Raw genomic sequence first — 22,879 nt, forward strand, 5'->3', positions numbered from 1 at the left:
TAAGTTAATTGGTGGTTAAACCTTATTTTAGTAAAACTTAGGTTGTTATCTCAACGATAGCGCCGTAGTGCTGAATGACTTGCCCTGCAATATAATTTCCTTGTTTTGCGCATTTTTCGATAGCTTGAACCTGCAGCCAAGCCGATAAAAAGCCAGCATTAAATGCATCTCCTGCCGCTGTTGTATCAATGACTTTGTTAATTTTATTGGTAGGATAATGCGTTGCATTTTTTTGCTCTAACGTACTGTATTGGCAACCATTTTCACCATCTTTAATTACAAGTTCTTTAACGCCTAATTGATGAAGCCACTCTCTACAAGCTGAAATATCTTTGCAACTCCAAATCATTGCTTCATCATCAAACGTAACCAAAGCTAGGTCGGCTAATTGCGCCATCCGCTTATTAATATCCTGACAGTATTGCATCGAGTGCCATAACGAAGGCCTGTGATTGCTATCATAAATTATTTTTACACCTGCGCGCTTTAAGTTTGTCAGCTCGTTAAGTAATGTATAGCAATCATCTGGGGGCAAAATCGCCAAACTAATGCCTGATAAATAAACAGCATCAAACTCAGTTAATTTATTGATGATATTATAAAATTTGGGCTGCTGAACAAGGTGCTTTGCTGCAGAATTATTGCGCCAATATTGAAAAGAACGCTCGCCATGTTGGTCTGTTTGAATCATATAAAGGCCAGCGTGTCTTTGCTTATCTTTGAGAACAAAGTCGCAATTTATTTGATAACCCTGCCAACGAGCGATCATAGCTTGGCTTAATGCATCTTCACCCATGGCAGTTACATAACAGACATCGACTTTTTCGCCTGCTAATTTCTTTAGGTAAATTGCGGTATTCATGGTGTCACCACCAAAGTTTTGTTGCATGGCTGTGAACAGCTCGCCAGACAATTCCACCATACACTCTCCAATAATGGCGACTTTTTTAGCCTGCATTACAGAGTGACTCCTTTTTTCCAAATAGCGACTTCACGAATATCATTAACCTCGTTACATGTCGGCTTGCCGTTTACTATCTCAACTAATAAATCGACAAATTCCTGATGTACTTCAGGCATGCTTTTACCGCTGACTAGCACACCGGCATCAAAGTCTATCCAGCGCGTTTTTTTATTTGCTAGCTCTGAGTTAGTAGCAATTTTTAAAGTCGGCACAAAGCCACCATAAGGCGTACCTCGGCCGGTTGTGAATAACACAATATGACAGCCTGCAGCGGCAAGTGCGCTGGTGGCAATGGGATCATTACCTGGTGCATTGAGTAAATTTAAACCAGCGACACTTAAGCGTTCACCATACTCAAGCACAGCCTGCACTTTGCTTGTGCCAGCCTTTTGTGTACAACCCAACGACTTATCTTCTAATGTACTAATTCCGCCTTTTTTATTGCCTGGAGAAGGGTTTTCGTAAATAGGCTGATTATGTGCTTTGTAATAACCTTTAAAGTTATTAACCATGCTGACAAGTTGATTAAAGGTTTCTTCATCTTTACAGCGAGACATGAGTAATGTCTCTGCACCAAACATTTCGGGGACTTCCGTCAGGACTGTCGTGCCTCCTTGAGCGATTAAGTAATCAGAGAAGTAGCCAAGCATAGGGTTGGCTGTGATCCCAGATAGGCCATCACTGCCTCCACACTCAAGGCCAAATTTTACTTCACTGAGCTTGCCAGTTTCTCGCTTATCGTGTTTAACGACGCTGTAGATTTCTTCTAGTAGAGCTACGCCATCTTCAACTTCATCATCAGAGTGCTGTGAAATTAAAAACTTAATTCGTGATTCGTCTATTTCACCTAAACCCGCTTTAAAAGCTGCTAATTGGTTATTTTCGCAACCTAGACCAACGATTAACGCGCCACCGGCATTAGGGTGTAAGGCCATATCTTGCAATAAAACTTTTGTGGTTTCTAAATCATCGCCTAACTGAGAGCAGCCAAATTGATGTGGAAATATGTGTACGCCATCAATTTCAAGATCAGCATGGTTACGTAAAAACTCATCTTTCATTTGTTTGATCATGCCATTCACGCAGCCAACGGTTGGGATCAACCATATCTCGTTGCGAATACCAATCTCACCATTGGCACGACGATAAATATTAACCTCAGGTGATGGCTCCTCGGGGGCTTGTGTAACGAACTCTGGCTGATATTGGTATGTTAATTCATCATGCAATGTTGTTTTGATGCAATGTGTGTGTACCCATGCGCCAGGATTAATATCTTCAAGTGCAAAACCAATTGGGGCGCCATATTTAATGACTCGCTCACCCTTAGCAATCGGCTTAAGCGCAACTTTATGACCCTTATCTATGTCTTCTAACGTTTTAAAAGAAAAGCCTTCAAATTCGATTCTTTCATTTGCATTGATTGGCTGTAAGGCAATCGCCACATCATCAGTATTGTGAAGTCGTAATAGTCTGCTCATGCTTATGACTCCAATAAGTTAACAAGCGTTTGTTCAACTGAGCTTGATAGCATTAGACTTAGTTGCTCAGTCACTTTATCTGTAAGGCCTGCAATTTCATTTAAGTCTTTATCCCAATGCCAGTTTGCAGCTAACACAGAGCTTACTAGCTCATAGGTTGTTATTGATCCTTGCTGATGTTGTTGCCATTGCTCGTTGAATAAAGCCAACCACTTTGGACTGTCGGCTAATTTAATTTTGTCGCCATTTCGCTCGCCACGATAAAACAATATTTGCCCAGCTAAAGCTGTTGCGATGAGTGGTGGTACAGTTTTGTTGTCGCTAATATATTGCTCTAATTGAGGTAACAAGCGTGTTTTGAATTTAGTCATGCTATTTAATGAAATAGACATCAGTAGGTGACATATATAAGGGTTTCTAAAGCGGTTTAATACGTCATTAGCGAAAATCTGCAACTCTTCTTTAGGTAAGGATAGAGTAGGGATGATTTCATCAAATATCAGTTTAGTAACGTATTTTTCAAGCAGAGGTGAAGCGAGAGCCTCGCCAACCGAATCAATATTTGCCATATAGGCAAGTGGAACCATAGCTGTATGGGCACCGTTCAAAATAGCCACTTTTCGTTGCTTATAAGGCGCAATATCGTCAACAACCTTAATGTTTAAGTCACTTCCTTCAAGGTGTAATACATCAGCTAAATGCTGTGGTCCTTGGATCACAAATAAATGAAAGTACTCAGCTGTTACCATGAAGTTGTCGTAATAACCGCATTGTTGCTGTAAAGCTTGATGTTCATCGCGCGGAAAACCCGTCACAATACGGTCAACGAGAGATGAACAAAAATGATTGTGCTCGTTAAGCCAGTTTACAAACTCGCTTGGTAAATCCCATAACTGACTGTACTGCAATACAATCTCTTTAAGCTTTTCGCCATTATAATCAATAAGTTCACAAGGAATTATGATCATGCCACTACTACTTGCACCATTGAAGTGCTTGAAGCGGTGAAATAACCATTGCGTTAGTTTTGCAGGAAATGCCTTTGCAGGGGTATCAGATAACTTGTCCTCGGGAATGTATTCAATGCCGGCTTCTGTCGTATTCGAAAAAATGACTTTAAGGTCGCTGTTCTCGGCAAGCTTTAAATAGTTATCAAATTCTTTGTAAACTGGGATTTCTTCGTTAACGCAACTGATAATACGCTGCTCAGAAACAGCTTTGTTTTGCTCATTGATACCACGAATAATACAGGTATATAAGCCATCCTGTATATTAAGAAGCGGCAGTGAGTCGTAGTCGATGGGTCTGATGATAGCAACACCGGCATTTAAACCGGTTTGTTCGTTAAGCTTATCTATTTGCCAATCGACAAATGCACGTAAAAAATTGCCTTCTCCAAACTGCATAATACTCGTTGGATATTTGTTTTTATTAAAGTTTTTACGATTTAAAGTTTGCATTTTTGTGCCCGCTCTTAGCATTGTTACAGTGTATTGCAGAACATAGTAGTTAATTTTGCCACCGGTGGCAAATAAGATTTGACAATTTGCTACCGGTAGTCAAAACTGGCCTTTAACAAATAAGTAATACAATTAACGTTTGTTTATAGCTATCCATTGAAAACTCAAAAAATTTTTAAATGGATACGCAGGTCATAGCTTGGATTGCCGTGTACCTTAATGAAATATAAAGGATTATATAAGACAACATGAACACACAACTGAACACACAAAGAAGACACAACAATGCATAAAAATCTTCTGAGCACGCTATTTCTCTGCTGCTGTTTACTTTTTATCAGTGCTTGCAGTGACGACAACAAGGTTATTCGCCTAACAATGGCGCATACATTAGATAGCCGCCATGTTACTCATCAAGCCATGGAGTATATGGCAGAGCGTTTAGCTTATTACTCTGATAATCAAATGGAAATTGTGATTTATCCCGCAGCACAATTAGGCACGGAAAGAGAGTTAATAGAGCTATTACAAATCGGTAGTTTGTCGATGACAAAAGTATCATCAAGCCCACTTGAAGGCTTTGTGCCTCAAATGAAAGTATTTGGGGTGCCTTATTTATTTAACGATAGTGAGCACTTTTGGAAAGTGCTTAATAGTCAGCTTGGGCAAAAATTGCTTGATGACCTAGCTGTAGCTCGCCTTAAAGGGCTTGGCTATTATGATGCGGGGAGTCGCAGTTTTTACACAACAGATGCTGCTATTAGAACGCCCGATGACTTAATTGGTAGCAAAATTAGAGTTGTAACTAGCCCAATGGCTATTGCTACTGTGCAGTCTTTAGGTGGCGCTGCCACTCCCATTGCGTGGGGTGAACTTTATTCTGCGCTGCAACAAGGTGTTGTCGATGGTGCAGAAAATAACCCGCCTAGCTATTACCTATCTCGTCATTATGAAATTGCGAAATACTACACCCTAGATGAACACACGTTTGTGCCTGACATCGTAGTTGCTAGTCAAAAGGTTTGGCAGCAATTAACGACTCAGCAGCAATACTGGCTGAAGTTGGCAATGCAAGATTCTGTTACCTATCAACGTAGTTTGTGGCAATCAGCATCTGATCAGGCATTACAGGCCGTTGTTGATGCGGGTGTTGAGGTTATTTACCCAGATAAACAAGTGTTTCAAGAGAAAGTAGCCCCTTTTCATGCCTCATTTAAAGGCACGCCTATCGCCGCACAAATTGCGGCAATAAAAGCGATGCAGGAGGCGTTATGAAAGAGTTTAATGCGAAAATAAATCAGCTCATTGAATGGGTATTAATTGTTGCGATGTTTGCCATTGTTGCAGTCGTTAGTTGGCAGGTGTTCTCACGCTTTATTTTGCGGTCCCCTAACTCTTACACTGAAGAACTTGCTCGTTTTTTACTTATGTGGATTGGCGTTTTAGGTGCTTCGTATGCCTATCGTACCCGAGCACACTTAGGGCTTGATCTTTTCTATCAGAAGATGATTCCAACGATACGTCGTAAGTGTTCATTTTTAATTGAGTTTTCAGTACTGATTACCGCGCTCAGCCTATTAGTTTATGGAGGCGGTATGTTGATGAACTTAAGCTTTGCATTAGATCAACGTTCAGCTGCTCTTGGGATCAATATGGGGTTCATTTATGTTGCTTTGCCAATTAGCGGCGTACTTATCACACTTAATTGCATCGAAAATATCATTTATTTTTTTAGACAAACACAGGAGCAAGAATAATGGAAATGACAGCCATCTTGTTGCTGGTTTGCTTCTTCACACTACTGTTAATCAATGTTCCGATCTCAATTAGTATTGCTTTGTCGACGTTGTTAGCACTGGTTTTACACATGGATTTTACTCCAGCGGCAACGACCATTGCGCAGCAAATGATAGGGGGAATAGATAGCTTTGCACTACTGGCCATTCCGTTTTTTATTTTATCGGGTCTGATCATGGGGCAGGGGGGCATTGCTAGGCGTTTAATTGAATCTGCTATGGCTATGGTCGGTTTTTTACCGGGCGGTCTAGCGCTGGTCAATGTGATGTCTTGTATGATGTTTGGCGCAATTTCTGGTTCAGCAGTGGCGGCCACATCGGCGATAGGCAGCTTTATGGTGCCAGAAATGAAAAAGCACGGTTATAGTGAAAATTTCGCCGCCGCAGTTACAGCCAGCGCAGCAACAACGGGTATGCTAATACCGCCAAGTAACATCTTAATCATTTATGCCATAGCAAGTGGTGGTGTGTCGATCGCGGCATTGTTTGTTGCAGGTTATTTACCAGGTATTTTACTGGGCTTAACACTGATGTTGGTCTGTGCCATCTATTCTTTAAAAAACAACTACCCCGTAGCAGCACGTTTACCACTTGCTTTAGTTTTAGAAAAAGTGATTTCAGCCATCCCTAGTTTGTTACTCATAATAATCGTTATTGGCGGTATTATAGGGGGGGTATTCACAGCCACAGAGGCCGGTGCTGTCGCTGTATTATATGCACTGGTTTTAGCCGTTTTTGTATATAAAGAATTATCGCTAGATGAGTTACCTAAACTACTGCTAAAAGCTTGTGAAACAACGGCAATCGTGATGCTTATTATTGCCGCTTCTAGTGCGATGTCGTGGGTTTTATCATATTCACACATTCCGCAAATGGTGAGTCAATTTTTCTTAACCTTAAGTGATAACCCATTACTGATTTTGTTATTAATCAATCTCATTTTAATATTAGTGGGTGCTTTTATTGATATGACACCTGCTGTGCTTATATTTACTCCGATCTTTTTGCCCGTTGCAGCACAGTTTGGCATGTCGCCAGTGCAATTTGGGGTAATGATAGTGCTTAATTTATCAATCGGTTTGGTATCGCCGCCGGTTGGTAGTGTATTGTTTGTCAGCTGCGCAGTAGCAAAAACTTCGCTTCATAAAATCATTAAGCCAATGATGCCTTTGTATTGTGTGATGTTTATGGTGCTTATGTTGGTGACCTATTTACCTGCCATAAGTGAGTTTTTACCTCGCTTACTAGGGTTGATTGATTAATAAAAACAATTGCTTTGCTAGAGTTAACAGCTTTTATGGATAAAAGCTTGGTGCTACTATAGCTAAGTTAGTTATTTCGGAATCTTCTATGTCAGTGACAATAAATGATATTGCCCGTTTATCGGGGGTATCAAAACGTACCGTTTCTCGTGTAATAAATAGCTCACCTGCGGTAGGTGAAGCAACACGTGAAAAAGTGCTTGAGATAATAAAGCAAACAGGCTTCTCGCCAGATAAGCAAGCCAGGGGTTTAGCCTCAAGCCGTTCGTATTTGTTAGGGCTAATTTATGATAACCCTGATGCACTCTATATTGATGAAGTGCAACGAGGTGCATTGAGTGTCTGTGCTGAATTAGGCTACGAGTTAGTGGTACACCCAGGTTCTGCAAAACGCGAAGATTTTGTTGATGACTGCTTACGCTTTATTGCTCGCTCAAAATTAGATGGCGTCATTATCTTGCCTCCGGTATCAGAAAACAAAGAGCTAGCAGCAGCTTTAAGAGATATTGATTGTCCTTACGTAAGGCTTGCGTCAGTTGATTTGGATGACGCTGATAATATTGTTGTATCTGACGAGCGTGCAGCAATGCGTGATATGGCAGACCATTTAGTCGAATTAGGCCATCAAGACATTGGCTTTATTTCTGGCCCACAAAATTATCGTTCATCAATAGAGCGTTTAGCTGGCTTTTTAGCTGAGTTGCAGGTTTATGATGTAAATTTACCCTCAGAATATATTGTTGAAGGCAAAAATAGTTACGACAGTGGTTTAGAGTGCGCTAGGGAGTTGTTAAGCAAACAACCTAGGCCAACAGCAATCGTTGCTAATAATGATGAGATGGCTGCAGCTGTGCTCCGTGTGGCTAACAACCAAGGTATTAAAGTGCCGGAACAGTTATCGGTCGCGGGGTTCGATGACAATATTCTTGCATCTCGGATCATTCCATCGCTGACAACAATACGCCGACCTGTATTTAATATGGCATGCTTAGCCGTACAAAAGTTGATTAATCGCTCTCGTGGTAATCAAGACAAACTACCTATGCCAAAAACAGTAACGCCACATCTGGTGACACGCGAATCAACATCTCGAGTTCCTAAGTAAGCACGACATTATGGCAGTAATGCCGTGCTCGATTTTTATAAGTTATACGCCTTTTTAACCAACCCATAAGTTAGTTGATAAGCAAGCTCGTGGGCTGTTTCAATCGTTATTTGATGATTTGTAACAAGCTCTGCTAAGTAGCGGCAATCAACTCGACGTGCCACATCATGCCTTGCTGGAATCGATAGAAAAGCTCGCGTGTCATCATTAAAACCGACCGTATTATAGAAACCTGCGGTTTCAGTTGTTTGCTGACGAAAACGCAGCATACCTGCAGGGCTATCATGAAACCACCATGCCGGACCTAGTTTTAAACTAGGGTAGTGACCAGCAAGCGGTGCCAGCTCACGACTGTAAGTCGTTTCATCTAGGGTAAATAAAATGATTTTTAACTTTGGATGATTACCATATTTAGTTAAAAGCGGCTTAAGCGCATTAACATACTCGGTTTGGCTCGGAATATCTGCGCCTTTATCACGGCCAAATTGATTGAAAATTGGCTGGTTATGATTACGATGTGCACCAGGATGAATTTGCATCACAAGGCCATCTTCAATACTCATACCTGCCAGCTCCGTTAGCATTTGACCACGAAATAGCTCTTGCTCTTGTTCTGTTGCGTTACCTGTGCGGCATTTTTTAAATAATGCTTCACATTCAGATAATGATAGATCAGCTGTAATCGCACTGGGGTGACCATGGTCGGTTGCAGTTGCTCGACCTTCTTTTTTAAAGTAAGCGCGACGAACTCGGATCGCTTCTAAATAACCTTGCCAAGTACTGGTATCTTGGTCTGTTAATTCGCCAAGCTTAGCGAGGTTATCAGTAAAGTCTTCTCGGCTCGCATCCACAACATCATCAGGCCTAAATGTGGTTATAACTCGTTTGGCCATGGCCGTTTCAGCCATCTCTTTATGATGTTCTAGTGAGTCTAATGCACCTTCAGTTGTTGCTATGAGTTCTATATTAAAGCGATCCATTAATGCTTGCGGTTTATAAGCATCTGTTGCAAGTTCAGTGGTGATTTTATCGTAGTATTGTTGTGCGTTTTCAGAGTTAAGCTTTTCTTTAAAACCAAATACATCATAAAAAACGGCATCTAACCAATAGCCACTTGGGGTGCCTGCAAATAGGTAATAGTTATCCGCAAAAATCTGCCAAGCTTTTTTTGGATCTGCATTTTTTGATCGTGTTAAATCGCCATCGATACCATGCTCAGGAATACCAAGCTCGGTTAAATCAATACCTTGGCTGTAAAGCATTCTAAATACATAGTGATCTGGTTTTATAAAGAGTTCAGTGGCGTTACCAAAGTTAGGGTTTTTATTAAACCACTTTGGGTCTGTATGGCCATGTGGGCTGACTATTGGAAGGTCTTTTATTTGTTCATAAAGCTCTCGGGCAACACTAACAATTGCCGGGTCACTCGAAAATAGCCTATCAGGGTGAAGTGAAAGCGGCTGTGATTTAATTGACATAAGGTTCATCAAAATCTTGCGTTGCCAGCGGTGGCAAAATTTAAATATGTAATGACTAAACTTAATTAGCAGTGAGTAACTTAGGCGCGTTAGTTGTTTTTTAATGGCCTAAGACTGTTATTTATGCAAACAACTTTAGCAAACATTGCCACCGGTAGCAATGTTGTTGCGCGTAGATAAATTTAGTCTATCTAAAATGAAAAAAGCACTGACCCTAAGGGTACAGTGCTTTATTTTCTAACTTGATGGGGAAATCAAATAAACCTTCCTTGGTTTTGCTAAACTTAGTTAGAAGCTATAGCGGAATCCTAAGCCGAATGTACGGCTATAAATAGATGCTGAGTCGTTTAGAACAGTTGGTAGTTCGTAGTATTGACGATAAACCTCATCTGTTAGGTTTGTTGCATCAAATGTCACAACCAAGTCTTCAGTGACATCGTAACTTACTTGGAAGTCTAAACTTTGTTCTGGTCGACGATAAACACCTCGTGGATGCGCGAAACGACCTGAGCCATAGCGATTTAAGAATGAGTCACGCCAAACGTAAGAGAGGCGAGTGCTGAAATTTTCTCGTTCATAAATTAATACACCGCTGTAAGAGGTATCTGAAACACCAAATACGCTTCTGTTTGTGTACCCTGTTAATTCACCTTCGTTGCTGAAGATTGGAATGTCTTGATCCGAATCTAAGAAGGTACCACTTGCTTGAAGGCCAATGCCATCTAACCACTGTGGAACAGATTCAGGGAAGTAAACTAAGCCAACTTCAACGCCTTTAAGAACACCATTGGAGGTGTTGCCAGGTTGAGAAAGTATATAATCTTCCATCTCGCCTGTTTCTGGGTTTGGAAATTGAGCTTGGCGTAATGAATCAAAAACAAACCCTTCAATATCTCTGTAGAAGTAGGTCGCATACGCTGAGCTACCTTCATTAAAGTAGTATTCTAGTGAGAAGTCATAGTTAGTAGATTCAACTGGGCGTAGACTTTGATTACCACCGCTAGCGTTGCCGTAGCCAACATTTGTAGTGTCTGGACGTAAATTAATAAAACTATTTAATTGGCCAAACTCTGGGCGGCGTAAGGTTTGCGTATAAGCAAAACGAGTAATTAAATCATCGCTTAAATGATAGCGTAGCGTTAAGTTAGGTAAAAATTTTGCGCTACTATTTCGGCCAGTACTTTGTACTATGCCACCAACTTCTCCATCCCAGTGGTAAAAGTCCATGTCAGCGCCTGCGTAGGTATAGCGAAGACCAATATCACCGTCTAATCGATTACCAAAAAGTTGTGTTTCAAATTGGCTTTGCACATACGCAGCCCATGAAGTTTGGTCGATATCGAAGTTCTTTTGTAGCGTCATTCGACGCTCGCCATCGGCGCTATCGTAGAAATTAAACGTATCACGATACTCTGCACGGTTTTGCCATAAGTTTTTTGCATTAAAGGCAACCCATGATCTCGGCAAATCACTTTTCCCATCAAAGAAATCACTATTTACGTAGTGCGCTTCTGAGCCTAGAGATGCTAATGGAATAGGGTTAAATCGATTAGAATCACGACTACTGCTATCAGCTGTACGTTTATCATAACGAACACCTGCTTTAGCTTTTGTAAAGATACCCCAGTCAACATAGAAGTCGAGGTCAAGCGTGAATGTTAAGCCATCACCATTATCCTCACCGCCGTTGTCGAACATGGTACTGGTGGTCCATAAGCTTGGATCGGTTAAATCAAGTGGAGTACCAAACTCTTCATCGTAAACAGTCCATGCCATGATGCCGTCTTCATGATTGAAGTCTGCCATGACAAATGGGAAACGAGTATTTGCCTGCATAGCAACAAACTCACGTTCATATTTACTTGTTTGATAGACCAACTCAGATTTTAGTGTTGCATCTTCAGATAGCGCCCATTTACCACCTAATGCAAACATGTAGCTATCAGTTTGGCTCTTAGAAAAGTCGCCGCTGGTAAATGCACCTGAGTCACCCCAAGCACGAGATTTGATGACATTTGTGCCTTCAAACAACACTGGTTGTGTCACCGTTTCTACCCGTGAAGAATCTGCGTATGAAAATAGTAGGTGGTTATTACTTTCGTTGCGGTAGCCATTGTAAAATGCTTCGAAAATATACTCTGATGTATCATTTGGTGCCCATTGAAATGACAGGTTTACTGCCGGGCGTTCACGTTTACCAGTTAGATCTGACTGATTTAGTGCGTCACGACTTAGATAGTACTCAACCTCACTGTCAGTTGCAGGGTCATACATGGTTGCCCCTGGCGTTCTGTCCATACCGTGTTCAAGGCCTGTTGGCCATGGGTAAATGCGATTTAAGTTATCAGCTCTAAATGGCACGAAACCACCTGGTGCACTATTCTCATCTCGGTAGCTGGTGCTAGCAAATGAAAGGTTAATTAATGCGCCGAGATCACCAACTGATGATTCCCAACGATTGCTGGCAAGCACACTTACTATAGGATCGGTTTCTTCAGATTGGTCTTGATAAACGCCACGGGCATTGACTACAACCTTTGAGCCTTCAAAATTAAATGGGCGTTGGGTGCGAACATTAAGTTGACCCGCAATACCGCTCGCTAATTGGCTGGCGTTGCGTGTTTTGTATACCTCTACACTTTCAAGTAGTGCCGCAGGTATGTCTGCAACAGCAAGTTGACGCCCTGCTGCGGTGAACATTTCGCGGCCATTAATTGTTGTTGTAACATCGGTTAAGCCACGGATTGTAACAGTATTTACTTCACCCGATGCGCGGTCTGTTACCTGTACACCCGTAACACGTTGTAGCGCCTCAACAAGGTTATTATCAGGAAACTTACCAATATCTTCGGCAACAATCGCATCAACAACCTGAATTGATTGGCGCTTGATATTAACGGCTTTATTTAAGCTGCTTCGGATCCCAACAACTTCAATTATTTCAAGGGAATCATTGTTGTCATTTGCTTGAGCGTTTTGTGTTTGCTCTGCAGCCTCATCTGCTGCATAAACACATTGCCCAAAAAGGGCCATACAAATTGTGCTGGCTAATGTCGTTTTCTTAAACATTTAAAATAACCTCCAAAATTATTTTAATGCGAATCAATAACAGAAGTTATTTGATTCAGTGTTAAATCAGCATCATTAGAAAAACCTCTAATGTTCGACAAGGTGCTGATATCGTGTGTTTTTTTATTAAGTGTATTTTCCCTGCATCTTTGCCACCGGTGGCATTTTTAGCCAAATAGTTGCACCGCAAGTAAGCATGCCAGGCTTGTTGTGTTGTCTTCATCCCCCTAACCACGCTCCTAAATTTTATAACACAGAAAATTTAGATGTTTAAGTATTATTATATTCTTTTTAATGATTTGTTACATGTTTTTGCTTATTTTTTAAAATAAGTTGTTTTTTATCAGGTGTTTATTTTTGCGGTGGAATTTCGAAAAAAGAGCATGAGAGTGTAGTTACATAGCAATTTGTATTATTTTTTGCTTCAGGAAGAGTTTGTTCTGTTGTTGTGCAAAGCTTTATTTCTTTTTGGTGCAAGCTAAGTAATAAATGACATGATTGTTAATTTATTTATTAAAATTAATATGATAGTACGTTTTGTAGTGTCAAATATGATGCGTAAAACAAGCACGCAAGGAGGATAAAGCTTAAAATGCTACCGGTGGCAATTGTATTATGATATGTATATAATTGATGTTAATATTAGCTTGTGTAGACTAAAAATTTTCTAAAAACATTATAATTTCAACAGTTAGAGGAACACATATGAGGAAGGATTATTTTGGCCGGCTTGAAAAAAAGCTAAGGTTAATAAGCAAATCTGCATGGTTTGAAACCAGTATTATAAGAAATGCGTTTATCGCTTGCTTAAGCTTCTTGTTTGTAGCCTGTAATAGTCAGCAAAGTGTTGACGTTCAGCCTAATGAGCAAGCTAAAACAGACATCATGATGTTAAGCGGTACTGGTAGTGATGATGCGGTGAAATGGGACTTTTACTGTAGTGAAGGGCAAAATTGTGGTGAGTGGAGTAAAATAGATGTTCCTTCTAACTGGGAGCAACAAGGCTTCGGTAACTATGATTACGGCTACATCCCAGATAAACATAGCGAACAAGGTATTTATCGTCGTGATTTTACCCTACCTGCTGATTGGTCTGGTCGCAAAATTGAAATTGTTTTTGATGGTGTGATGACAGATGCCACTGTGTTTGTGAACCAACAACAAGTGGGCCCAACCCACCAAGGTGGTTTTTATCGATTCAGCTATGACATAACGCCATATTTAAAAAGTGGTGAAGCTAATGAGCTAAAGGTTGTGGTAGATAAAGTTTCGGCTAACAAAAGTATCGAAGCAGCAGAACGCGCAGCAGACTACTGGGTGTTCGGTGGTATCTATCGTCAAGTCTTTTTACAGTCTTTGCCACAATCTCATATTGATTGGGTTTCATTAGATGCAAAAGCGTCTGGTGAATTTAAAATGGATGTTTATCTCGAAGGACTAGATAAATCAAATGCTTCTGCAGTTGAAGCACAAATTTTAGATTTAGATGGCAACCCTGTAAGTGAAACGTTTAATGCCACACTTAATGGTAACAAAGTGCACTTAGCCACTAATGTTGACTCTCCTGAGCTTTGGAGCGCCGAGACGCCTAATTTATATCAAGTACGTATTGATTTAAAAGAAGGCTCTAAAACTCTACATAGTTTCGATAAAACCTTTGGCTTTAGAACTTTTGAATTACGCCCACATGACGGCTTATATTTGAATGGCGAAAAAATTATCCTTAAAGGGGTTAACCGTCACAGCTTCCGTCCAGCAACTGGGCGTACTATGACTAAACAAGCCAGCATCGATGACATTAAGACGATGAAAAGCATGAACATGAATGCTGTTAGAATGTCGCATTACCCACCCGATGTGCACTTTTTAGAAGCGGCAGATCGTCTTGGTATTTATGTTATTAATGAGTTAGGCACATGGCAAAAGCCAGTTATTGATACACCATCAGCGAGACGCCTAGTTGCACAGCTTGTTAAACGCGACCAAACACACCCAAGTATTTTATTCTGGGCGAACGGTAATGAAGGCGGTTTTAATACCGATGTTGATGATGATTATCACCTTTATGACATTCAAAACCGTCCAATTCTTCATCCTTGGGAGTTGTTCCGTAATATCGATACTGATCATTACCCAACTTACTCGGAACTGGTAGCTAAAAAAGCCCGTAATGAAGTATTTTTCCCAACCGAGTTCTTACATGGCTTATATGATGGTGGCCATGGTGCAGGTTTGAGAGATTTTTGGGACTTCATGATGTCAACTCCTGTTGGTGCCGGTGGTTTCCTATGGGTGTTTGCTGATGAAGGTGTTGAGCGTACAGATCAAAATGGTCGTGTTGATACCGACTTTAACCATGCACCAGATGGTATTGTTGGACCTTATGGTGAAAAAGAAGCGAGCTTTTTTACAATTAAAGAGATTTGGTCACCAATCCAAGTTGAAAACTTAAAGAATGGCCAGTTACTTGCCGGTTCTTTTGACGGTCAGTTGCAAGTTAAAAACTTGTATGACTTTGTTGATTTATCAACTATGTCGCTCGAATGGCGTTTATATCAGCCAGTGACAGCGTTTTCTGATAAAAAGCAGCTTGTAGCGAGCAATAAAGCCACACTCCCTGCTATTAAGCCAGACTCGACAGGAACAGTACAATTGAACTTACCTGACAATTGGCAGCAAAATGGGTGGTTAGAGGTTGAATTTTTTGACCAGCAGCAGAATTCAATTTGGACAGATGCTTGGCCTATCCAAAGCGCTGCTAAACTTGCAAAATTAACTCAAGAGCAATTTGAAAATCAGGCATCAGCAACTAAACCAGCTCAAATTGTTAGTCAAAACGAATCTGAGTTAGCGGTTAAGGCTGCTGATAGAACAATTATTTTTGATGCAACAACAGGTCTATTAAAGTCATACAGTAAGCAAGGTCAAACTGCGGCGTTGACAAATGGTCCTAAGCTACTTCGTTCTGATAACTCACTAAATAAAGGGGTTTATAATGGTATTGGTTCATGGCTAACTCATGATCCAAATGCTGAGAAAGAAGCGCAACAAGATAAAAAACCGACAGAATTAAAGTCTGAAATTATTGCTAATGATTTAGTGATTGAAGTGATGAACCCGCCAGCAGGTATTACAAAGCTAACTTGGACTGTTCACCCTGAAGGTCATTTATCAATGGATGTTGATTACTGGCTTGACGGTGAATACATCCTTCATGGCGTTGGTTTTAATTATCCGAAAAAAGCAATTGAGCATAAACGTTGGTTAGGTGATGGCCCTTACCGTGTATGGGCTAACCGCTTAGAGGGCGTAAACTACTCTGTTTGGGAAAATGATTATAATGAAGGCGTTGCTGGCGAGCGCTGGGAATTACCAGAGTTTAAAGGGTACTTCTCGGATATTCAGTGGCTTACATTAAGCTCTGAGCAAAGTGAAATCACTTTCTCTACTGCAACTCCAGATCTATATGCGCGAGTTATGCAGCCTGATGATGGCGAGCGCCCTGATAATACATTAGCACTTAAATATGATGAAGAAATTAGCTTCTTACACAGAATTAGTGCAATAGGGTCTAAGTTCCATGCAGCCCACCACCTTGGCCCACAAGGTCGACCTGTGGCAGAAAGAGGAATAAACAATATCAAGCTAACGATATACTAATTTACAAAAAGTTACTCGTTTTAGTAAAAGCGCTGCAGAAACCTGCAGCGCTTTTTTGTTTTAATCCACTAAAGTGCATCAATTAAAGGTGGTTATTTAAGCTTAAAATTTATTAGTGGTGTAGCACTATAGTTATAGATTGCTTTTTAAATAGTTCTACTACATTGAGTTAGTCATCAACTGACAGACAACAATGATAACGACTATAAAGGCGATATATGCAAAAAGTAACACAATTATGTAAATGAAAATCAGCGTCGTTTACTCCGCTCGCAGTGCTCTGTGCTGCTATTTTCTCACAGCCAAGTTTTGCAGGGAGTTGGCAGCAAAATGTCAGCATTGGCGGTTTTAATAATGTTCATATTTACACTCCTGATACGCAATCAAGCATAGGCAATGGCCATTCTTTGATGCTAGTACTGCATGGCTGCGTGCAACCCATTAATAACTACTTAACTGCGAATTTTGAAGATGCAGCCGAAGCCCATGGCATGGTAATAGCCGTTCCTGATGCTATGAATAAAGCAGGCTATAGCTGCTGGTCATATTGGCAAGGAGCAATCAATAGAAGCTCTGGCGATTATAAGAATTTAATTAATTTAGCCAATGCATTAAGTTCTGATGCAGCGCGTAATATTGACCCTAAACAAGTGTATATTGCAGGCTTATCATCTGGAGCCGCAATGGCTGCACAAACGGCTTGTGTGGCGCCTGATGTATTTGCCGGAGTTGCACCAAGCGCCGGGCCAACCATCGGCACAAGTTCAAGTGGGGCGATTTCGACCTGTGAAACAGTGTCTGAAAACACCTTTGTATCCCGTTGTGAAAGCTATGCTGGCAGTTATAAAGGTCACTTTGCTACACAAATAGCGGTGATTGGTCACGGTACTGCCGATACCACAGTGAATACCTGTTATAACCAACAAAACGCAGATGGCTTTGCTGCCCTTTATGGGATTAATCAACTTTCAGGCACAACGACAATAAGTGATGATGCAACGCGTACCGCTGAGCAGTCACTTTGGCAAGACAACCGGGTCGCTATGCTGTGGTTTAATAATTTGGATCACTCATGGTCGGGCGGGCAAGGTGTGTCTGGCGATTATGTGGCGGCAAACAGTATTAATTTTGCAACCTATCTCGGTGAGTACTTTGCGGCGAATAATAAACGAGTTGATCGTAATGCAGGCCCTGAAATTAGTAATTTAACTGCCACAGACAGTAATAACCAGCTCACCATTACGGCAGTGCAGTCGACCCAGAAGGCAATGTAACCAATGTTGATATTAACGTGTAAAGCCTAGCCGGTGGCGCGGCAAGCTTAATTGAGTCACTGAACGTGCAAGTCGATGCGAATAATACCTTTAGCGGGGTGACAAGTGCACTCAGCGATGGTCTTTATGAAGTGCGTGTCAGTGCCACAGATAACGAATCGAAACAAGGTGATGAAGCTAATCTAACGGTACGCGTTGGACCAGAGCCAGCAGCTACAGCACCGCTACTGAGTGACACTGCGGCAAGTGTAAGCGGGCAGTGCGCTACAGTGACGGGAACGGTGATTGATAATAATCAAAATTTAAGCACTGTCGTGGTCAGTTTTAGCAATGGTGATGTGACGGCTACTGTGAATGGGCTTGAGTATTTTGCTGAGCAATGCAATCTAGCTGGTGGCAATAATAGCGCAGTGATCACCGCAACTGATGATACTGCGCTTACATCAACAGATAGTATTAGTTTTGTCATCGATGCTGGTGTAACAGGCGATTACAATCTTCATATCAACGAAGGCCATATTAGCTGGGGCGAAGGTTATTCTGCCTGTTATTTAGCGTTTGGAACCGCTGCCTTTACAATGCGCGAGTATTCAGCGGGCACAAATCAATGTCAGTGGATTGCTGATGATGACTCAAGTTGTGCAGGGCCATTACAAGCATGCAAAACCATCACAGAACCGACTAATGACGCAGACAACGACGGTGTGCTCGACGGCGCAGATAATTGCCCGAATGTAGCGAATGCTGATCAAGCCGATAACGATAATGACGGGATTGGTAATGTGTATGACAGCACACCTGATGGTGAAACGAGTGACTCCGACAGTGATGGTGTCAGTGATAGCTTAGATAACTGCCCGCTGGTGGCCAATAGTGATCAGCTAGATAGTGATGCAGATGGTGTGGGTGATGCGTGTGACTCAACACCGAATGGTGAATACCAATGCACTGAAACCACCTCAAGCAACTATGCGCATGTGCAAGCAAATCGCGCAACCACGAATGGCTCTTACGCCTATGCGGTGGGCTCAGGTGATAACCTAGGTCTTTATAACACTTTTTATACCAGTACCTTAGCGCAAACTAGTGCTGGGTATTATGAATTAGGTAATTGCCCTAATTAATAAATGTGTGTCGCCCATGCGGGCGACACTTTTTTCTAAACATCGTTTAGAACTTATAGGTCAGAGTTAGGCTACCGTTTGTTGGCGCGCCGTAATAACCCACGGTTTGTAAGCTATTGATGTACTGCTCATCAGTAATATTATTAACGTTAGCTTGTACTGCTACTTGGTCATTAATATTCCAACGCGCGAAGGCGTTTAGCAGGGCGTAACTACCTTGCTTAACATTGTAATCAGTGCTTTCGATTTTAGATTGCCAACGGCCATTTAAACCCACAACCATTGCATCTGTTAATGCATAATCCACTGTTACACCAACAACATCGCGAGGTGCCCATTTATTGGTGTCATCACCATTTTCATCTGTAACATCAATATGTGTATAAGATGCGACGATATTCATAGCGTCGGTGATTTTACCAGTGACTTCAAATTCATAACCTTCTGACTCAATAGACACGCCTTCATAGTAATAAATACCATCTTCAGTGAGGCCCGCATATTGCGCAAAGTTATCTTGCTCTGCAGTAAAGTAGGCAAATGTTGTCATTAGGGCATCATCAAACCAAGAAGCCTTAACACCAGTTTCAAAGTTAGTGCCTTTGGTAGGTGCTAAGTATTGGCCGTTGTAATCAGCTTGCTCTTGCGGCTGATAAATATCTGAGTAACTAGCATATAAGTTTAAATCGTCGTTTAACTTATAGGTAAAACCGATATATGGGCTTGTTTCGTTTTCGTCATTATCGATTGATGCACCGGCATTCATACCTGAGCGTTCAAATTCAATAGCGTTAAAACCAACCACAGTAAATAATTTATCCGTAATATTTAACTGAGCAGAGCCAAAGTAACGGGTTAGCTTTTGTTCAATATCTGAATACAGAACCGGCGTTAACCAATCAGGTTCAGGGATCGCATCTAAATCGTACGGAAACGCAGGAGTTGGTCCAGCCGCTGGTGTATTTGCAAAATCAAACGGGTGCTGATACATCACATCATCACTTTTTGCATGGCTTACCCCAAAGCTCGCTTGGTGCTCTTTACCAAACAATTCAAAGGCACCAAATGCTTTGATTTCAAATAAATCAGCATCGATTTCACTATCATAACGACCAGGAGAACCTACTAAGCCAAGGTTAGTATCTTTATCAATAGTGCCATAGGCATAAAAAAGTTTATCTTGCTCTTCAAAACCGCGGAAGTTGTAGCTCGCTTGAAGTTGCCACGCGTTTGCAAAAACATAGTTGTACTCAACAAATGCAGAGGTGTTAATGGTGTCCCACATTGTCCATTCTTGAGTGGTTGTGTCGCTGACATCCCATTTAGCTTGCGTGCCATCTGTGTAGTTATAAACAAGACCGCCCCAGGTGTTGCCATCGGTATCAGCGTCTTGATATGAATAACCCAAGGTAACAGTTGAGTTATCTGTAAGCTGACCATCTACCACCGCAGAGAAAAACTCGCGGTTGTTCTCAAGGCCATCTAGGTATGATTCTTTATCTTCTGCGGCAGCCACAAAGCGTGCAGCCCAACTACCTGATTCGGTTAATAAAAGAGAATAGTCAGCTTGTAAACGTTTAAAATCCCATGAACCAACAGAGACACCGATTTCGCCGCCGTTTTCATTTTTAGGGCGTTTGCGCACATAGTTAAGCGTACCCGATGCATTACCTACACCAGTGAGTAAGCCATTGGCACCACGAATAACTTCAATTTTTTCGTAGCCGTATGCTTCCATTGCGCCGGTAACGATACCCCAGTCATTCGGTAAGCCAACGCCATCGATTTGTGTATTCTTAATTTCAAAACCACGTGATGTGTAGTTGGTACGGTTAGTTTCCCATTCTTCAACATTGATACCAGGTGCTAAGCGTAAAGCATCATTAATGTTAAAAGCGGAATAATTCTTTAGTTGCTCAGCAGAGATCACACTGATAGATTGCGGAGTTTCATCAATTTCTAGCGCTAAACCTGTCGCTCCTTCACTAATACGGTTTTGTCGAATACCTACAATTTCGATTTTTTCGAGATTAGCCTCTACGTCAGTCGTTTGCTCTGCAAAACTGATTTGAGGGTAGAGTGCACAAAGAATAGCGGTTGCAATAGGCAACTGAGTGAATTTCATTTTTATCTCCGCGTGTTATTTAGCAAATTTTTATAGGGTTATTGTTTTTAATAGGGAAACAATCGGTGGGTAAGTTATCACAACTGATAATAGTTATCATCACCATTCATCGCAAAAGTGATATGTTAATATAAATAAATGTAACAAATTATGTCGAAGAGTTTTGTCTATATGAAAAGGCAAGTTTATACCAATTCGCTTAATTAAGTGGTCTATTTTGAGGCAATAAAACCTCGTTGGTAACAAGGCAAAAATTTCGTTATTTAGTTGTTCTAAATCAGAAATTTTTAACGCAGGTAGCGACAGGTTTAATCCCTCAAAATGATTAAGTATTATTGCGGATTGGTATTACTAATAGGATATGAAAAAGGCGCCCTGAGGCGCCTAGATTTAGGAGTATTTATTTTCTGCGGAGGGTGTATGTGTCTTCACCACGAACAGTAACAGTTTGAGCAAGGCTTACTTCCTCAATATCCATCACGTGTACTCGCTCTGTAGAGTGAAGTACTTCATCATCCATTGATTGTTCTTCTTGGAGGAAGTAGAAATGCTTGCCTATCTGACCACCGTCATGATCAATATCGGCTTGGTATAGATTGTAATCTTTGTTACCTGCGACTGTTTCTAGTGTGCCAGAAGTGCCTGAACCAGGTAAAATTGCAAAATAAGCCACTCGTTCAGCAACATGACCTTCATTTAAGCTTTCTTGCTCATAAAATGCAGCTTTAAAGCCTGTTGTTGATAAGCTTGCTGCACGTGTATAGGCACTGTGTCCGCCATTGTAGGTTTGAGTTTGCAAAAAGACGTAAGGTTTGGCACTAAATGCTTCTGAAAATACAACGTCTTTAAACTCTCTAGAGTTAGACAAGCCAAAACTACCAATTTCGACAATTGTACCGTCGCTCATTGTATAGCGACCCTCATTCATTGTTAAAAAGTCAAAAGACTCAGTTTCGTTATGTTTTGTGTTTAAATATTGCCAATTCTGGAATGAAATTTCAGAACTATTTGTTTCAATATTCTTTAAACGAATAACACCACCATTTTCATCATGTACAGTTGCTGCTGATGAAAACACAGCTGGCTTTGTAAAATACTGATCTTGAAAATCAAATGACTGCCATACACCACCTAGTTGGTTATTAACCGTTTCTGAGTAGTAAGGAATGCCATCATTTGAAATAGCGCAAGGCGCTTCAGTGTAACAACTTGTTGAGCTTGATGTGTTTGTTGTTAAGTCACTAATGTGAATCGGCAAGGTTGCAACCAGACAAGTTTTTCCTGAATAAGGGCTAAGCTTATAAATTTTAGATTCGTTTTGATCACCATGATCATTAATAATCACACGACTGATTAAAACGTCACCTTTTTGGCTTAATGTTGCACCTGTGACATTAACTAAGTTGTGATTGGCTAATTTAGTATATGAATAGTCATTACGGTCAATGCTATATACAGAAGTCGCTGTTACTAATAAAAGGTCGCCATTTTTAATGACTAAATCAGCGCGGCTTAAACCATCAATGCCACTGAAGTCAGCTAGCACAGTTTCTTCGCCCGAGTATTTGTCTATGCGATATAGCTTTGAGAAGCTGACTGCAAAAAGTGAATCAGTATCTGAAGCGTATGCCATACCGAAAACTGATTTTGTCTTACCTACAACAACATGCTCGCCTGTTGCATGATCAAAATAGGCTAAGCGACTGTATTTATATTTGTCACCTCTAATAGGTAAACTTGGACGTTGTTCATCACTGATATCAAGATGGCTAACATCTACTTTGAATTCAAGTGGAATAGGTGAAGACACATAATAAGTGCGGTTAGTTGTTTCGTCATATGCAATTGCAGCAGAACTAAATTTTGCAACAGAGTCTGCTCTAGCTGTTTTTTGCAGCTCATCGAGACCGAATACAACACCTAACTCGCCTCGGCCGGCATTCATAGCTACTAATTCCCCTTGGCAGCTATTAGCGATTGCATAAGAAGTCACAAAGCTACTTGAAAGAGCTAGGGTTGATAGAAATAATTTGGCTTTTATCGACATAAGTAAATCCCACTATTAGGTTTATTCCGACACA

General features: G+C 41.0%; 14 protein-coding genes. 7 read left to right on the top strand and 7 right to left on the bottom strand.

Annotated elements, in window-relative coordinates; translation table 11 throughout:
* Window positions 1–37: 37 nt before the first annotated feature.
* From HUS62_RS05365 to HUS62_RS05375, 3 genes are read right to left on the bottom strand one after another with little or no spacing between them, the layout of a single operon-like run.
* Window positions 38–958, bottom strand: coding sequence for a sugar kinase (locus tag HUS62_RS05365; RefSeq protein ID WP_175078795.1), 921 nt, complete (start codon window positions 956–958; stop codon window positions 38–40).
* Window positions 958–2,445, bottom strand: coding sequence for a UxaA family hydrolase (locus HUS62_RS05370; RefSeq protein WP_175078796.1), 1,488 nt, complete (start codon window positions 2,443–2,445; stop codon window positions 958–960). Before HUS62_RS05370 ends, HUS62_RS05365 begins: the two co-directional genes overlap by 1 nt.
* Window positions 2,446–2,447: 2 nt before the next feature.
* Window positions 2,448–3,905: a tagaturonate reductase gene (locus HUS62_RS05375; protein ID WP_175078797.1), complete on the bottom strand. Its 1,458-nt coding sequence runs from the start codon at window positions 3,903–3,905 to the stop codon at window positions 2,448–2,450.
* Between the two features lie 378 nt (window positions 3,906–4,283).
* Here HUS62_RS05375 and HUS62_RS05380 point away from each other — a divergent pair, with 378 nt between their 5' ends.
* The 4 genes from HUS62_RS05380 (at window position 4,284) to HUS62_RS05395 (ending at window position 8,068) form a co-directional block, all read left to right on the top strand.
* On the top strand, window positions 4,284–5,180 hold the full coding sequence (locus tag HUS62_RS05380; protein ID WP_175078848.1) for a TRAP transporter substrate-binding protein: 897 nt from the start codon (window positions 4,284–4,286) through the stop codon (window positions 5,178–5,180).
* Window positions 5,177–5,662 carry a TRAP transporter small permease gene (locus HUS62_RS05385; RefSeq protein WP_062565778.1) on the top strand — a complete coding sequence of 162 codons (486 nt, stop codon included), beginning with the start codon at window positions 5,177–5,179 and terminating at the stop codon, window positions 5,660–5,662. Before HUS62_RS05380 ends, HUS62_RS05385 begins: the two co-directional genes overlap by 4 nt.
* Complete coding sequence (locus HUS62_RS05390) at window positions 5,662–6,963, top strand: TRAP transporter large permease (RefSeq protein ID WP_175078798.1); 1,302 nt, start codon at window positions 5,662–5,664, stop codon at window positions 6,961–6,963. Before HUS62_RS05385 ends, HUS62_RS05390 begins: the two co-directional genes overlap by 1 nt.
* A gap of 88 nt (window positions 6,964–7,051) precedes the next feature.
* Window positions 7,052–8,068: a LacI family DNA-binding transcriptional regulator gene (locus HUS62_RS05395; RefSeq protein WP_175078799.1), complete on the top strand. Its 1,017-nt coding sequence runs from the start codon at window positions 7,052–7,054 to the stop codon at window positions 8,066–8,068.
* Between the two features lie 35 nt (window positions 8,069–8,103).
* Here HUS62_RS05395 and uxaC read toward each other — a convergent pair whose 3' ends face one another.
* Window positions 8,104–9,546, bottom strand: a complete 1,443-nt coding sequence (gene uxaC / locus HUS62_RS05400) for a glucuronate isomerase (protein WP_175078800.1) — start codon at window positions 9,544–9,546, stop codon at window positions 8,104–8,106.
* 288 nt (window positions 9,547–9,834) lie between these two features.
* A complete protein-coding gene (locus HUS62_RS05405; RefSeq protein WP_175078801.1) occupies window positions 9,835–12,615 on the bottom strand; it encodes a TonB-dependent receptor in 2,781 nt (926 codons plus the stop codon).
* Between the two features lie 705 nt (window positions 12,616–13,320).
* On the opposite strand from HUS62_RS05405, the gene HUS62_RS05410 reads away from it, so the two are divergent.
* The 3 genes from HUS62_RS05410 (at window position 13,321) to HUS62_RS23350 (ending at window position 18,673) form a co-directional block, all read left to right on the top strand.
* A complete protein-coding gene (locus tag HUS62_RS05410) occupies window positions 13,321–16,275 on the top strand; it encodes a glycoside hydrolase family 2 TIM barrel-domain containing protein (protein ID WP_175078802.1) in 2,955 nt (984 codons plus the stop codon).
* A gap of 275 nt (window positions 16,276–16,550) precedes the next feature.
* Window positions 16,551–17,549, top strand: coding sequence for a PHB depolymerase family esterase (locus HUS62_RS23055; protein ID WP_175078803.1), 999 nt, complete (start codon window positions 16,551–16,553; stop codon window positions 17,547–17,549).
* A gap of 65 nt (window positions 17,550–17,614) precedes the next feature.
* A complete protein-coding gene (locus HUS62_RS23350) occupies window positions 17,615–18,673 on the top strand; it encodes a thrombospondin type 3 repeat-containing protein (RefSeq protein ID WP_282658446.1) in 1,059 nt (352 codons plus the stop codon).
* 46 nt (window positions 18,674–18,719) lie between these two features.
* Here HUS62_RS23350 and HUS62_RS05425 read toward each other — a convergent pair whose 3' ends face one another.
* A complete protein-coding gene (locus HUS62_RS05425; protein WP_175078804.1) occupies window positions 18,720–20,798 on the bottom strand; it encodes a TonB-dependent siderophore receptor in 2,079 nt (692 codons plus the stop codon).
* 400 nt (window positions 20,799–21,198) lie between these two features.
* Entirely contained in the window at window positions 21,199–22,845 is a 1,647-nt protein-coding gene (locus HUS62_RS05430) for a hypothetical protein (RefSeq protein ID WP_175078805.1), read from the bottom strand.
* Between the last annotated feature and the right edge of the window lie 34 nt (window positions 22,846–22,879).

Source organism: Pseudoalteromonas sp. 0303 (genome assembly GCF_013349995.1).
In the GTDB taxonomy this organism is placed as follows: Bacteria; Pseudomonadota; Gammaproteobacteria; order Enterobacterales; family Alteromonadaceae; genus Pseudoalteromonas.

Coding starts and splice junctions, on each gene's coding strand:
- HUS62_RS05365 (WP_175078795.1), bottom strand. CDS start 958: ATGCAGGCTAAAAAAGTCGCCATTATTGGAGAGTGTATGGTGGAATTG.
- uxaC (WP_175078800.1), bottom strand. CDS start 9,546: ATGTCAATTAAATCACAGCCGCTTTCACTTCACCCTGATAGGCTATTT.
- HUS62_RS05385 (WP_062565778.1), top strand. CDS start 5,177: ATGAAAGAGTTTAATGCGAAAATAAATCAGCTCATTGAATGGGTATTA.
- HUS62_RS05425 (WP_175078804.1), bottom strand. CDS start 20,798: ATGAAATTCACTCAGTTGCCTATTGCAACCGCTATTCTTTGTGCACTC.
- HUS62_RS05405 (WP_175078801.1), bottom strand. CDS start 12,615: ATGTTTAAGAAAACGACATTAGCCAGCACAATTTGTATGGCCCTTTTT.
- HUS62_RS05370 (WP_175078796.1), bottom strand. CDS start 2,445: ATGAGCAGACTATTACGACTTCACAATACTGATGATGTGGCGATTGCC.
- HUS62_RS05375 (WP_175078797.1), bottom strand. CDS start 3,905: ATGCAAACTTTAAATCGTAAAAACTTTAATAAAAACAAATATCCAACG.
- HUS62_RS05430 (WP_175078805.1), bottom strand. CDS start 22,845: ATGTCGATAAAAGCCAAATTATTTCTATCAACCCTAGCTCTTTCAAGT.
- HUS62_RS05390 (WP_175078798.1), top strand. CDS start 5,662: ATGGAAATGACAGCCATCTTGTTGCTGGTTTGCTTCTTCACACTACTG.
- HUS62_RS05395 (WP_175078799.1), top strand. CDS start 7,052: ATGTCAGTGACAATAAATGATATTGCCCGTTTATCGGGGGTATCAAAA.
- HUS62_RS05410 (WP_175078802.1), top strand. CDS start 13,321: ATGAGGAAGGATTATTTTGGCCGGCTTGAAAAAAAGCTAAGGTTAATA.
- HUS62_RS05380 (WP_175078848.1), top strand. CDS start 4,284: ATGGCGCATACATTAGATAGCCGCCATGTTACTCATCAAGCCATGGAG.